Source organism: Microbispora hainanensis, assembly GCF_006874475.1.
Classification (GTDB): Bacteria; Actinomycetota; Actinomycetes; order Streptosporangiales; family Streptosporangiaceae; genus Microbispora; species Microbispora hainanensis.
On the sequence record NZ_VIRM01000067.1, the window covers coordinates 1 to 11,478 of the forward strand.

Annotated in this window: 15 protein-coding genes; 9 read left to right on the top strand and 6 right to left on the bottom strand. The window is 71.1% G+C overall.

Translation table 11 applies throughout. The annotated features are described in order from the left end of the window. Positions 1 to 345 (bottom strand): hypothetical protein (locus FLX08_RS35600; RefSeq protein WP_142624662.1); only part of this gene is annotated, 345 nt, incomplete at its 3' end. 101 nt (positions 346 to 446) lie between these two features. Further along, positions 447 to 857: a hypothetical protein gene (locus FLX08_RS42650; protein ID WP_244313126.1), complete on the bottom strand. Its 411-nt coding sequence runs from the start codon at positions 855 to 857 to the stop codon at positions 447 to 449. 158 nt (positions 858 to 1,015) lie between these two features. On the opposite strand from FLX08_RS42650, the gene FLX08_RS35610 reads away from it, so the two are divergent. Both FLX08_RS35610 and FLX08_RS35615 read left to right on the top strand, forming a co-directional pair. Then, positions 1,016 to 1,555: a GntR family transcriptional regulator gene (locus tag FLX08_RS35610; protein ID WP_208761873.1), complete on the top strand. Its 540-nt coding sequence runs from the start codon at positions 1,016 to 1,018 to the stop codon at positions 1,553 to 1,555. A 19-nt stretch (positions 1,556 to 1,574) separates the two neighbouring features. Then, positions 1,575 to 2,294: a GntR family transcriptional regulator gene (locus FLX08_RS35615; RefSeq protein WP_142624663.1), complete on the top strand. Its 720-nt coding sequence runs from the start codon at positions 1,575 to 1,577 to the stop codon at positions 2,292 to 2,294. Positions 2,295 to 2,372: 78 nt separating this feature from the next. Here the strand turns inward: FLX08_RS35615 and FLX08_RS35620 are convergent, their stop codons facing one another. From FLX08_RS35620 to FLX08_RS35630, 3 genes are all read right to left on the bottom strand, one after another. After that, positions 2,373 to 2,780 carry an ASCH domain-containing protein gene (locus tag FLX08_RS35620; protein WP_142624664.1) on the bottom strand — a complete coding sequence of 136 codons (408 nt, stop codon included), beginning with the start codon at positions 2,778 to 2,780 and terminating at the stop codon, positions 2,373 to 2,375. A gap of 189 nt (positions 2,781 to 2,969) precedes the next feature. Continuing rightward, positions 2,970 to 4,154 (bottom strand): Fic family protein, encoded by a 1,185-nt coding sequence (locus FLX08_RS35625; protein WP_244313127.1) that lies wholly within the window; start codon positions 4,152 to 4,154, stop codon positions 2,970 to 2,972. A 179-nt stretch (positions 4,155 to 4,333) separates the two neighbouring features. Further along, positions 4,334 to 4,834, bottom strand: a complete 501-nt coding sequence (locus FLX08_RS35630) for a MarR family winged helix-turn-helix transcriptional regulator (RefSeq protein ID WP_142624666.1) — start codon at positions 4,832 to 4,834, stop codon at positions 4,334 to 4,336. A 104-nt stretch (positions 4,835 to 4,938) separates the two neighbouring features. Between FLX08_RS35630 and FLX08_RS35635 the strand changes: the two genes are divergently transcribed. The 4 genes from FLX08_RS35635 (at position 4,939) to FLX08_RS35645 (ending at position 7,746) form a co-directional block, all read left to right on the top strand. After that, the gene (locus FLX08_RS35635) at positions 4,939 to 5,916 is read left to right on the top strand and encodes an EamA family transporter (RefSeq protein ID WP_142624667.1); all 978 of its coding nucleotides are present in this window, start codon (positions 4,939 to 4,941) and stop codon (positions 5,914 to 5,916) included. An 81-nt stretch (positions 5,917 to 5,997) separates the two neighbouring features. Continuing rightward, the gene (locus tag FLX08_RS40995) at positions 5,998 to 6,165 is read left to right on the top strand and encodes a hypothetical protein (protein ID WP_167530701.1); all 168 of its coding nucleotides are present in this window, start codon (positions 5,998 to 6,000) and stop codon (positions 6,163 to 6,165) included. Between the two features lie 106 nt (positions 6,166 to 6,271). After that, positions 6,272 to 6,892: a cyclodeaminase/cyclohydrolase family protein gene (locus FLX08_RS35640; RefSeq protein ID WP_142624668.1), complete on the top strand. Its 621-nt coding sequence runs from the start codon at positions 6,272 to 6,274 to the stop codon at positions 6,890 to 6,892. Then, on the top strand, positions 6,889 to 7,746 hold the full coding sequence (locus tag FLX08_RS35645) for a bifunctional 5,10-methylenetetrahydrofolate dehydrogenase/5,10-methenyltetrahydrofolate cyclohydrolase (protein WP_142624669.1): 858 nt from the start codon (positions 6,889 to 6,891) through the stop codon (positions 7,744 to 7,746). The genes FLX08_RS35640 and FLX08_RS35645 overlap by 4 nt, the downstream gene beginning before the upstream one ends. A 59-nt stretch (positions 7,747 to 7,805) precedes the next feature. Here the strand turns inward: FLX08_RS35645 and FLX08_RS35650 are convergent, their stop codons facing one another. Beyond that, entirely contained in the window at positions 7,806 to 9,026 is a 1,221-nt protein-coding gene (locus tag FLX08_RS35650) for an MFS transporter (RefSeq protein WP_167530702.1), read from the bottom strand. 234 nt (positions 9,027 to 9,260) lie between these two features. On the opposite strand from FLX08_RS35650, the gene FLX08_RS35655 reads away from it, so the two are divergent. From FLX08_RS35655 to FLX08_RS35665, 3 genes are all read left to right on the top strand, one after another. Next, positions 9,261 to 9,575: a YciI family protein gene (locus FLX08_RS35655; RefSeq protein ID WP_142624671.1), complete on the top strand. Its 315-nt coding sequence runs from the start codon at positions 9,261 to 9,263 to the stop codon at positions 9,573 to 9,575. After that, positions 9,572 to 10,840: an RNA polymerase sigma factor gene (locus FLX08_RS35660; RefSeq protein WP_142624672.1), complete on the top strand. Its 1,269-nt coding sequence runs from the start codon at positions 9,572 to 9,574 to the stop codon at positions 10,838 to 10,840. The genes FLX08_RS35655 and FLX08_RS35660 overlap by 4 nt, the downstream gene beginning before the upstream one ends. A 157-nt stretch (positions 10,841 to 10,997) precedes the next feature. Next, positions 10,998 to 11,372, top strand: a complete 375-nt coding sequence (locus tag FLX08_RS35665; protein WP_208761874.1) for a hypothetical protein — start codon at positions 10,998 to 11,000, stop codon at positions 11,370 to 11,372. Positions 11,373 to 11,478: the final 106 nt, after the last annotated feature.

Here is an 11,478-nt window from a genome sequence, read left to right on the forward strand (position 1 = left end):
CCGATCACTGGCCTCGGGCCGTCGCCACCCTCCCGCGTACGAGACGGCAGGGACGTCGGGGCGCGGCACGGTGTTGCGACGGATCCGGTACACCCCGCCGTACGACAGCAGCTCGAACCAGGTCATCCGGCAGGCGCACGTGTGCGCCAGGACCCGCCCCCGGCCGGGCGATTCGGCACACCAGAGCAGCTTGACATGGCCCGGCCGGGGAACGGCGGGATGCGGCGCGATCCCGGGGCACAGCCCTGTGTCGTCGTCTTCCTCGGGGCCGAAGACGATGGCCGCAATCCAGGGGTACGCCGCCCGCACCCGGCTGACGACCACCTCCAGGTCGGCATCGCTCAACCTGAGCTCCTGGCGGACCTCCGTCAGGGGCTGGAGTCGCAGGACTTGACGCACCGCCTCGTCTCGCCGCTGTTGCGCCCTGGTTCCCGAAATCGCGATGGTCACGGCAGGGCGGCCATATCGGCCAGGCTCTCCTGCTCGGCGATCACTCGGCAGAGTTCGCCCAGATCGTCCCCGTCCACGGTCCTGTGAGCACCGGCCGCCTCAGCCACGACGCTGAACGGCCGCTCGCGTGTCGCCCAGAACCTCCCGGCGTCGGACCGCCACACGCTCCAACGGCTCACCGCCCGAACGATGTGGCGAAGCTCGACCAGGGTCTCTGCCGACAGCTCAACGCGGGCGGACCTCGCCGCCCACCCCTCACCCGTACGGGTGAAGCACCAGTCCGGGAACTCCCGGCGCGCTTCTGCCGCGAGACGATCCATGATCGGTACTTCTTCGGGCACCGCGGTAGCCGGAAAGGTAGGTGGGCTGATCCCGGTCTGCACGAACTCCTCGTGGTGCGCCTTCATGACGAAGTCCTCCCAGGGGCCTCGCAGCCTTACTGCCTTACATGAAGGCTAGCAAGGTTAGCCCGCTTCCGCCTCGGTAAAGGTCTCTCGCCGAACGCCTTACTGCCTAATAAGTAAGGTAGAAAAGTGGTAATCCTGCCGGACTGAGGAGGCTCAGCGTGAACGAGCGCAAGTGGGCGAGTGTCTCCACGCCGTACCTCCAGCCGCACAGGATGGGGCAGGCGGACGCGTGGGCGACGGAGGCGGCGCAGCATGGCCGCAAGGGAACGCATCGACTTGGAGAGGTGGGAGAACAGCCGGCACCCCCGGAGGTCGCGGAGCGGCTTCGGCTCACACCTGGCGAGCAGGTGGTCGTCCGGCACCGGATCGTGCTCCTGGACGATCAGCCCGTGGAACTCGCCGACTCCTACTATCCCGTGACCATCGCCAGGGGAACCCGGCTCGCCGAGCCGCGCAAGATCCCCGGCGGTGCCGTCGCGCTGCTGGCCGAGCTCGGTTACGAGCCTCGGTACGCGGAGGAGGACGTCCACGCCCGACCGGCGTCAGCGGACGAGCGGCAGTCCCTCGGCCTCGATGAGCACGGCTGGGTTCTGGTGCTGACCCGCACACTCCGAGCCGAGAACGGCGAACCGGTCGAGGTCAGCGTCATGACGATGAACCCGTGGGGCCGCTACCTGCGATATGAGACAACCCTGTGATGAGAAAGGAACTCGTACCGTGCCGCGAAAGTCGGACGAGCGACCCCCGCAACTGAAGATCGCCGCCGACCTTCGAGCGAAGATCATGTCAGGCGAACTTGAACCGGGCCAGAAGCTCCCCTCCACAGCCGAACTGGCCGAGACGTACGGCACCGCTGCGGCCACCGCCCACAATGCGACGAAGCTCCTCCAAGCCGAGGGGTTCGCGTACGGCCAGGCTGGCAAAGGCGTCTTCGTCCGCGACCGGCGCCCGTTCGTCGTCCGTACCGCCGCCTACTTCGACCCCGCCGAGCGCGGCGTCACCTACCGGCTGCTCGATGTCGCGGAGGTCGACGCACCCAAGCACGTCGCGGCGGAGCTTGGAGAGGAACGAGCGATACTGCGACACCGGTTGATGCTGCGCGACGAGGAGCCCGTCGAGGTGTCCTGGTCGTATTACCCGCACAGCCTGGCCGCCGACACCGCGCTCAGCCGTCGGGGACGCATCCGAGGGGGCGCGCCGGCCGTACTCGCGGAGCTCGGCCACCCGGAACGTGAGTTCACCGACAGCGTCTCGGTAAGGCCGCCGACCACAGGAGAGGCCGAACTCCTGGAACTTCCCGAGGGCATTCCAGTGATCCGGCAGCTCCGCGTCGTCTACTCCGACGAAGCGCGCCCGGTCGAGGTGTCCATCCTCATCAAGGGCGGCCACCTCTATGAGCTGAGGTATCAGCAGACAATCCCGGGTGAGGCATCCTGAGGCATTCAGAAAGCCGTCACACGAGGAAGCGGCCGAACCGGCCGCGACGGCCCGGCACGCTCAGGTTCGACCAGGTAATCACGTAGTGGCGACCAACTCGATCTCGATGGCCAGGACGCCGAGGGCTTCCTTCTCCGGTCCATAGATGCGCCGGATGGCGGTCAATTGCTGATCTCGCGGGCTGGTCGGGTCGACCTTCTCATGGCCTTCGGTGTCCAGTAGCTCCTCAAAACTGCGATAGCGAGCGACCCGCTTGACCTTGGTCAGGGCGTCGTCGCCGCCGCACGTGAATCGGATGTAGTCGCCTGTGGCGAGGTCCCGCAGCTTGGGGTATTGGACCCGGACCTCGATGGTCTTGCTGCCGTCGGCGACGAGATCGAAGTACCGCCGGTACAGGTTCATCGAGCGAACGCGCACGCTCCGCGGCGTACGGATCTTGTCCGGCGGACCATCGGCGACTGCCCGTGCCTCTTCTTCACCCCGCATGAGGACACAGTGTCGCGCCACCCACCCGAGACGTACGGAACTTCGCTTCACGAGGCTTATGGGCGCGCAAGGCAGACGAGTTGGGACCCGAGCTATCCTTTCACCTCGGAGCCGAGCGTGAAAGGATAAGCCGTATCCTTTCATGATCTTGGTCGGCGTGAAAGGAAACCCGCTCCGGAGTCGCCGGGTTCAGCGTTGTGGACGAGCGGGCACCATCCGCCGGGGTGACGACTCCCGGGTGTCCCATCGAGTGCCGGCCAGGCGGCGCTCGGTGAGGGTGAGCAGGTCGAACACCTCCCGCGCTGAATATCCCCGAGTGTTCCTCTCGACCTGTTTGGGGTGCAGAATGCCTGCTCCCGCGAGCTCTTCCAAGGCCTGCCGCGCGGCGGGGTGAGTGATCTCCAGCAGGCTTTGCACGGTCCGCGCCGTCACAACCGGCACCGCGGGCAGCAGGTCGAGAAGGCGTGCGACCGCCGAGTCGGATCGCGGAGCGGCCCGCATGCCCTGAGACTTACGGAAACGGCGATGGCGGTCCAGCCAGTCTTCCTGCAATTCGCGAAGTTCGTCGGCGAACCGCTCCGCCTGCTCCACCGCCGTACGGGTGGCCGCCAGGAAGACCCGCAGCCAGGTGCCCACGGCCGCCTGAGCGTCAGCGGACGCGCTTTCCCCGGAGTAGCGATAGGCCATGAGGCCCGAGACGTACTCGTCGGACCGTGTCAGCAGCACAAGGCTGATCGGCAGAATCGCGTTCGGTGTCAGCCCACGCCGGGCGAGGACCGTATGGATGAGCGCTCGCCCCACTCGGCCGTTGCCATCGGTGAAGGGATGAATGGTTTCGAACTGGGCGTGGATCAGAGCGGCCTGGACCAGGGCCGCGTGCTCCGCGCTGTTGATGTACGTCACCAGATCCCGCATGAGCGACGGCACACGGTCGGGCGGAGGCGGAACGAATTCGGCATCCAGAGGATGCCACTCGCTCCCGCCGACCCAGTTCTGCACCGTCCGGAGCCCGTGGTGGCGTTCGTCCGGCAGGAGCACCTGATGAAGAGCGACGACGTCGGACACGGAGACCGCGTCGACCGTCACCAGATCGGTGACCGCCCACCGCAGGGCGGTCACGTTGTCGGCGACCAGTTTCTCCGTCGCGGTGAAGCCCTTCGTCACGCCCGTGGTTGGACCGGACAGCTCGGCGAGGGCCACCTGCTGCGGAGACACCTGCAATCCCTCGATCCGGGAGGACGCGATCGCCTCGGATCTGAGCAGGAATCGGGCCAAGCCGTCGACGCCGTGACTCGCGGGGTGCGCGACGAGCCGCCGCACAAGCCTCTCGACCACCGCTGCCTCTTGGGCGACGTCGGACGGCAGGACGAGCACACGGCCGACCATGTGATCCGGTGTGTAGGCATGGCGAGTGTCTCCACGACTGTCCCGTTTGCTGGGGGCGGCCCATGCGTTGGGCCACGACACCTCGACGTACCCGGCCATCCGGTTATCTTTTCCCGTCCTCGGCCGGCCTGGAAGGAAAACCGCGCGCCGCCGCCGTACGGGCGGCACTAACCAAGGGTGGTGTCGCCGAGGGAGGCGAGGAGGGTGCGCAGGGCGCCGGTGAGGTGGTCGCGCTCCCCGGGGTCCAGCGGCGCCAGCAGCCGGGCCTCGTTCGCGACATGCGGCCCCAGCACCTCGTCCACGAGCGCGAGACCGCGGTCGGTGAGCCGCACCCGGACCGACCGCCGGTCATCGGAGTCGGGGATTCGTTCGACCAGTCCCCTGGCCGCCATCCGGTCGATGCGGTTGGTGATCGCACCCGAGGTCACCATCGCCGCCTTATTGAGGGCTCCCGCCGACAGCTCGTACGGCGGGCCGGAGCGGCGCAACGTGGCCAGGACGTCGAACTCCCAGCGCTCCAGGCCGTACGCGGCGAAGAACTCCTTCAGCTCCCGGTCGAGCAGCCGCGACAGCCGGGTGATCCTGCCCATGATCCCCATCGGCCATACGTCCAGGTCAGGCCGTTCCCGCGCCCACTGCGCGAGCAGCAGATCGACCGCGTCACCCATGGCGACCCCTAAGCACTAAGTATCTCAACGTTCATCAGTTTGACGTCGATGCGTTCGGCGTGCTGTTATTTCAACGTTGAGATTATCAACGAGGAGCAATCTTCATGGGCATCTCCGCCGCATCCCGGTCCGGTTCCGCGCCGCACGCCGCGACCCTGGCCCTCACCGCGCTCACGCCACTCGCCTGGGGCTCGACGTACGCCGTGACCACGGAGTTCCTGCCGCCCGACCGCCCGATGTTCACCGCGGTGATGAGAGCGCTGCCCGCCGGGCTGGCGTTGCTGGTCATCGGCCGCGTGCTGCCGCGCGGCATGTGGATCTGGCGGGCCGCGGTGCTCGGCGTGCTGAACATCGGGGCGTTCTTCCCCTTGCTGTTCCTGGCGGCGTACCGGCTGCCCGGCGGCGTCGCGGCCGTGCTTGGCGCGGTGGGCCCGCTGTTCGCGCTCGCCTTCGCCTCCCTGCTGCTCGCCGAGCGTCCGACCACACGCAAGGTGCTCGCCGGAGTCCTCGGACTGCTCGGGGTCGGGCTGGTCGTCCTGCGCGCCGAGGCGCGGCTCGACATGGCCGGGGTGCTCGCCGGGCTGGCCGGGGCCGCGTCCATGTCCGCCGGGACCGTGCTGACCAAGCGCTGGGGCCGCCCCGAGGGGGTCGGGGCCCTCGCCCTCACCGGATGGCAGCTCACCGCCGGCGGGCTGCTGCTCGTTCCCGTCGCCCTGCTCGTCGAGGGCGCACCTCCGGCGCTGAGCGGCGAGAACCTGCTCGGCTACGCCTACCTGGGCATCGTCGGCACCGCGGTCGGCTATTGGATCTGGTTCCGCGGGATCTCCCGGCTCCCCGCCACATCCGTCGCCTTCCTCGCGCTGCTGAGCCCGGTATCCGCGGCCGTCATCGGCTGGGCGGCGCTCGGGCAGTCTCTCAGCCCGATCCAGTTGCTCGGCATGCTCCTCGCCCTCGGCGGCACCCTCCTCGGCCAGGCTCCGGCCGGGCCTTCCCGGCGCGCCGCGGCCCCGCCCCAGCCCACTTCCACCCCCGCCTCCGAGACTCCCCTGCGCCCTCCCGCCACGACAGCCCGTACGAGCTGAGGGCGAGCCTGGTCACCGAAAGGCGGTTCGTCACAGAACGTCGCAACCTATACTCGCTTCGTGTTTGTCCACACGCGAAGCATGGACAACGCTGAGACGGACGGCCAGGTTGACTACGAGAGCATCCGGCGGCGTTTCCCGTGGGTCGGCCACGGCCCTGACGAGGAGCACGAGTTCTCCACGACCTGCCGGGATGTTCTGGCGGGGGCGGGGTGGCCGACGCTGACACGAGCCCCATACGCGGAGTGACCAGCGGGACGTGGGAGGATTTTCCCGGCCGTGCAATGCGCGAGCTGTGGCGACGCACGAACCGTGCCACGCGTGCGCGAACCAGGACGACCGGAGGACGAGCGCGATGCGCGACGAGAAGATCAGCGATTTCCTGTCCCGCCTCGCCGATCGGGTGCCCGCACCGGGCGGTGGTGCCGCAGCGGCGCTGCAGGCCGCGCAGGCCGCGGCCCTGCTGGGCATGGTCGCGCGCTACACCACCGGCGAGAAGTACGCCGAGCACGCGGCCGTGATCGAACGGATCATCGGCGAGACCGACGACCTGCGGTCGACCGCCCTGCGCCTGGCCGAGGACGACGAGGCGGCGTTCACGGCGGTCACCGAGGCGTACAAGCTGCCCAAGGACACCGACGAGGCCAAGGCGGCCCGGTCGGCCGCCATCGCCGAGGCGCTGGTGGGGGCGGGCAGGGTCCCGGCCGAGGTGGTCGCCGTCGCGAGGAAGGCCGTCGGCATCGCCGAGGAACTGCTGCCCATCGGCAACCGCAACGTCGTCTCCGACATCGCCGCCGCCACCGAGGCCGCCCGCGCCGCGGCGACCACCGCCCGGGTGAACATCGAGATCAATCTCGGCGGGATCAAGGACGAGCGCGCCCGTGCCGAACTGGCCGCCGAGGCGGCCGGGGTGGACGAGGTCGCCGCCCGGGCCGAACGGGTCACCGCCGCCGTACGCGAGGAGATCGCCAAATGAGCGCCCGCGTGCTGTCCGGCAAGGAGCTCGCGGCGTCCATCCGGACCGAGACCGCCGAGCGGGCCGCCGCGCTCGCCGAGGCCGGCACACCGCCGAAGCTCGCGGTCGTCGTCGCCACGGCGGACGAGTCCAGCGCCTGGTACGTACGCTCGATCGCCCGCGCCGCCGAGAAGGCCGGCATCGCCTGCGACATCGTCGATCTCGGGGCGGATGCCGCCCCCGGCCTGATCCGCGACAGGCTGACGGCGCTGAGCGCCGACGACACCGTGCACGGGATCATTCTCCAGACCCCGCTGCCGCAGGGAGCGAAGCTGGAGGACCTGGCCGGCGCGATCGCGTTCGAGAAGGACGTCGACGGCGCCAACCCGCTGTCGCTGGGCCGCCTGGCCGCGGGCCTGCCCGCGTTCGCTCCGGCGACCGCCGAGGCCGTCGTGGCGATCCTCGACCACCACGAGATCGACCTGACCGGCCTCCACGTCGCCGTCGTCGGCCGCTCCACCGTGGTCGGCAAACCCGCCGCCCACCTCCTGCTGGACCGGAACGCCACCGTGACGATCTGCCACTCCCGTACGCGGGAGCTGCCCGCCGTCACCTCCGCGGCCGACGTGGTCGTGGCCGCGGTCGGCCGCGCCGGACTGATCACGGCCGAGCACGTGCGGGCCGGGGCGGTGGTCGTGGACGTCGGCACCAACCCGACCGAGGACGGCGGCCTGGTCGGCGACGTCGACGCGGTCGCGGTCGCGGACAAGGCCGGGGCGCTCACGCCCGTGCCCGGCGGGGTCGGCCCTGTCACCACCGCGCTGCTGCTGCGGCACACCGTGAACGCCGCCGTGCAGGCCGCCGGCCGCGGCTGATCACGCCCCGCCCCGGCCCCGCCCCGGCCCCGCCCCGGCCCCGCCCCGGCCCCGCGCCGTCAAAGCGCCTCGTCCGGCACCCTGGCCGCGACGACGGGTGGGGCCACGCTCGACGGGGGGCGCGCCACCACCTGAGCCTTCCAGGCGACGGTCACCAGCAGCGGCACCAGCAGCGCCAGCGTCCAGGTCAGCCCGAGCGCCTGTGCGACGCGGCCGACGAGCGCCGGAGCGAGCAGCATGGCGGAGTACGTCATGGTGGTGAGCCGGGCGACCGCGGCGGTCGCTCCCGTGCCGCCCTCCTCCGTGCCCGCGTGCCCGGCCGCGCTGAAGATCAGTGGCAGCGGTGTCGCCAGCCCGAGACCGGCGAGGGCGAACCCGGCGACCGCGAGGATCGGCGTGGGGGCCACGACCACCGCCGTCAGGCCGGCGGCCGCCAGCGCGGTGCCGCTCCGCACCAGGACCCGTGCCGGGTGCCGGGCGGACAACCGGTCGCCCACCAGCCGTCCGGCCGTCTGGGAGGCGGTGAAGGCGACGAGGCCGAGCGAGGCCACGCCCAGCGAGGCGCCGAGGTCCTCGTGCAGGAACACGCCGCTCCAGGTGATGACGGCCCCCTCACAGGCCAGCACCGCCGCGCCCAGCGCGCCGAGGAGCAGGACGCGGCGCGTCCAGCCCGCCCGCCATCCTCGCCGTCCGGCGCCGTCGTCCGTACGCGCGGGCGGGTGCTCCGCGGAGAACTCCTCGGCCGGCAGCCCCCTGCCCACCACCAGGACGACGGCCGTCACGACCGCTCCCAGGATCAGGTAGTGCGTGGTGAGAGACATACCCGCCTGCGCTGCGACCCCGCCGGTGAACGACCCGGCCACGGAGCCGATGCTCCATGCCGCGTGGCAGCCGTTCATGATGGGACGGTGCGCCGCCCGTTCGACCATCACCGCCTGCGCGTTCATGCCCGTGTCGAGCAGCCCGTTCGCGGCGCCGACGAGGAGCATGGCCGCGGCCAGGTGAACGGGTCCGCCGGCGAGGCCCACTCCGAGCAGGGCGAGGGGAAGCGTGACTGCGGCGATCCGCACGACCCACGCGCTGCCGATCCGCGCCGCGAGGCGCCCGGCGACCTGCGTGGCGGCGAGCGCCGCCACGGCGACCAGGGCGGTCAGGAGCCCGAGCAGCCCAGTCGTCAGATCGTGATCCGTCTTCAGCGACGGCGTGCGGACCGCGAGCGAGGCGATCAGCGCGCCGTTCACGGCGAACACCGCCGTCACCGCCGCGCGTGCCCGTCGCACGGCTCTCCCCTCCCGGCCCTCTCGTCGACGCTCCTGGCCGGCTTCCCGAGCCACCTCGGACATGCGTCCCGCCTTCCCGTACGGCGCCTCCCGACGGGCGCCCCCCTTGGAAGGACGACGGCGCCGACGCGGATTTTCGACATCCGGGCGCGATCGGATGTCGATTTCGGAGACTCACCGCGTCGTAGAGGAGAGCGGCCGCGCGGGGCGGCCCGTGTCCGGAGGAGGAAGCCGTTGAAATACCTGCTGTTGATCTGCGGCGAGGAGTCGGTCGAAGTCAGCCCCGAGCAGGCCGACCCCGAGCCGTGGATCGAGGAGACGGAGCGCCGCGGAGTGCGCCTCGACGGGCATCGCCTGTGCCCGGTCAGCGACGCCACGACGGTGCGAGCCGGACTGGTGACCCAAGGGCCGTTCGCCGAGACCAAGGAGCAGATCGGCGGATTCGACATCATCGAGTGCGCCGACCTGGACGAGGCCATCGAGATCGCCCTGAAGCATCCCGTGGCGTCGTTCGGTTCGATCGAGGTGAGGCCGTTCTGGCCGGAATGAGCGGCGCCGACGTCACCCGGGTCGTCGAGGAGGCGTTCCGCGAGGAGTGGGGCCGCGTCGTCGCCACGCTCATCCGGCTGACCGGCGACTGGGACCTTGCTGAGGAGTGCGCCCAGGACGCCTTCGCCCAGGCAATCGCCCGCTGGCCCCGGGACGGCGTTCCGCGCCGTCCCGGGGCGTGGCTCACCACGGCGGCCCGCAACCGGGCGCTGGACCGACTCCGTCGCGGCACGACCGAGGCGGCGCGGCTCCGCTCCGTCGCGGCCATGCCGGCCGGCCCCGATCCGGAGCCGGTGGAGGAGGACGTGGAGGAGGACGTGGAGGAGGACCACGTGCCCGACGACCGGTTGCGCCTGATGTTCACCTGCTGTCACCCGGCCCTGCCGCTGGAGGCGCAGGTGGCCCTCACCCTCCGTACGCTCGCGGGGCTGACCACGGCCCAGATCGCCGCCGCGTTCATGGTGCCGGAGACGACCATGGCGCAGCGGCTGGTCAGGGCCAAGAAGAAGATCCGCAACGCCGGCATACCCTACGGGGTGCCGCCCGCGCACCTATTGGCCGAGCGGACGGCGGGGGTGCTCGGCGTGCTGTACGTCCTGTTCACCGAGGGATACTCGGCCAGCGGCGGGCCGAGTCCCGCCCGGCCGGAGCTGACCGCCGAGGCCATCCGGCTGGCCCGGGTGCTCGCCGGGCTGATGCCGGGCGAGCCCGAGGCGCAGGGGCTGCTCGCGCTGATGCTGCTGCAGGACTCACGGCGCGTGGCCCGGTTCGACGCGGCGGGCGACATCGTCACCCTGGAGTTCCAGGACCGCGCGCAGTGGGACCACGACGAGATCGAGGAGGGGCTGCGGCTGCTGGACGACGCGTTGGCGTGCCGCCGTCCCGGGCCCTACCAGGTGCAGGCGGCCATCGCCGCCTGTCACGCCACCGCCCTCGACCCGGACGACACCGACTGGCCGCAGATCGCCGGTCTTTACGCACGGCTCGCACGGCTGGCGCCGTCTCCGGTCGTCGAGTTGAACCGGGCGGTGGCAGTCGCGATGGCCGACGGCCCCCTCGCGGGTCTGCGGCTGGTCGACGAACTGCGGGCGGGCGGCGCGCTGGCCGGGCACCATCTGCTCGCCGCGACCCGTGCCGACCTGCTGCGCAGGCTGGGCCGTACGGCGGACGCGGCGCAGGCCTACGAGGAGGCCCTGGCGCTCGCGCCGACCGACGCGGAGCGCCGGTACCTCGCCCGCAGACGTGCCGAGACCGGTGGGACCTGACAGGCGGCCCGGTCGTGCGGCCCCTGCCGGCCGGGCGCCTGCCGCCGGTCGCTGGGGACCGTGCCCCAGAGGCGGCCCGGCGGTGCGGGCCGACGCCTGTCCGGCGGTCGGGCCGTAGGTGTCCAGGGCGAGCGACAGGTTGTGGGCGTCGGTGAGGGTGGCGAGGAGATGGCTCCTGTTCATCTCCACCGCCCGGCATGACCGGCAACGGGAGGAGACCGCCGAAGTCGCCGCCCGCATGGTCGCGGCGCTCCTCGCCGATGACGAGGGCATCCGTGCCGTGCTGCACGCCCTTCCCGTCGTATTTCCCTGGGTGCGGCACCTGAACGACGAGGAGAAGCAGCAGTTCGTGCGGGACCTTGTCGACGCCACTCACGACGCGATCGATCTGGACGTTCACGCCACGCTGCACCGGGTCGTCGTCGAATGGCGGGCCACGGCCCGGATCCTGGCCGATCCGGCACTGACCGAACAGCTCACGCGCGCACTGCCGGACCGGCAACACCGGCTTCGTGGCCGCCTGGCCGTCTGAGAGGCTCGCCGTCCATCGGGTGGTCGCGGCGGCGTCCTACCGTGGACGGAAAAGATGACCGGCGACCGGCCCGCCGGTCCCGCGTTCGGCCGCGGCAGGCGTGACA

What these genes read in the sequence shown, in the direction of transcription:
- FLX08_RS42650 (WP_244313126.1), bottom strand. Translation starts at nt 857, where the DNA reads ATGAAGGCGCACCACGAGGAGTTCGTGCAGACCGGGATCAGCCCACCT.
- FLX08_RS35620 (WP_142624664.1), bottom strand. Translation starts at nt 2,780, where the DNA reads ATGCGGGGTGAAGAAGAGGCACGGGCAGTCGCCGATGGTCCGCCGGAC.
- FLX08_RS35630 (WP_142624666.1), bottom strand. Translation starts at nt 4,834, where the DNA reads ATGGGTGACGCGGTCGATCTGCTGCTCGCGCAGTGGGCGCGGGAACGG.
- FLX08_RS35635 (WP_142624667.1), top strand. Translation starts at nt 4,939, where the DNA reads ATGGGCATCTCCGCCGCATCCCGGTCCGGTTCCGCGCCGCACGCCGCG.
- FLX08_RS40995 (WP_167530701.1), top strand. Translation starts at nt 5,998, where the DNA reads ATGGACAACGCTGAGACGGACGGCCAGGTTGACTACGAGAGCATCCGG.
- FLX08_RS35640 (WP_142624668.1), top strand. Translation starts at nt 6,272, where the DNA reads ATGCGCGACGAGAAGATCAGCGATTTCCTGTCCCGCCTCGCCGATCGG.
- FLX08_RS35645 (WP_142624669.1), top strand. Translation starts at nt 6,889, where the DNA reads ATGAGCGCCCGCGTGCTGTCCGGCAAGGAGCTCGCGGCGTCCATCCGG.
- FLX08_RS35660 (WP_142624672.1), top strand. Translation starts at nt 9,572, where the DNA reads ATGAGCGGCGCCGACGTCACCCGGGTCGTCGAGGAGGCGTTCCGCGAG.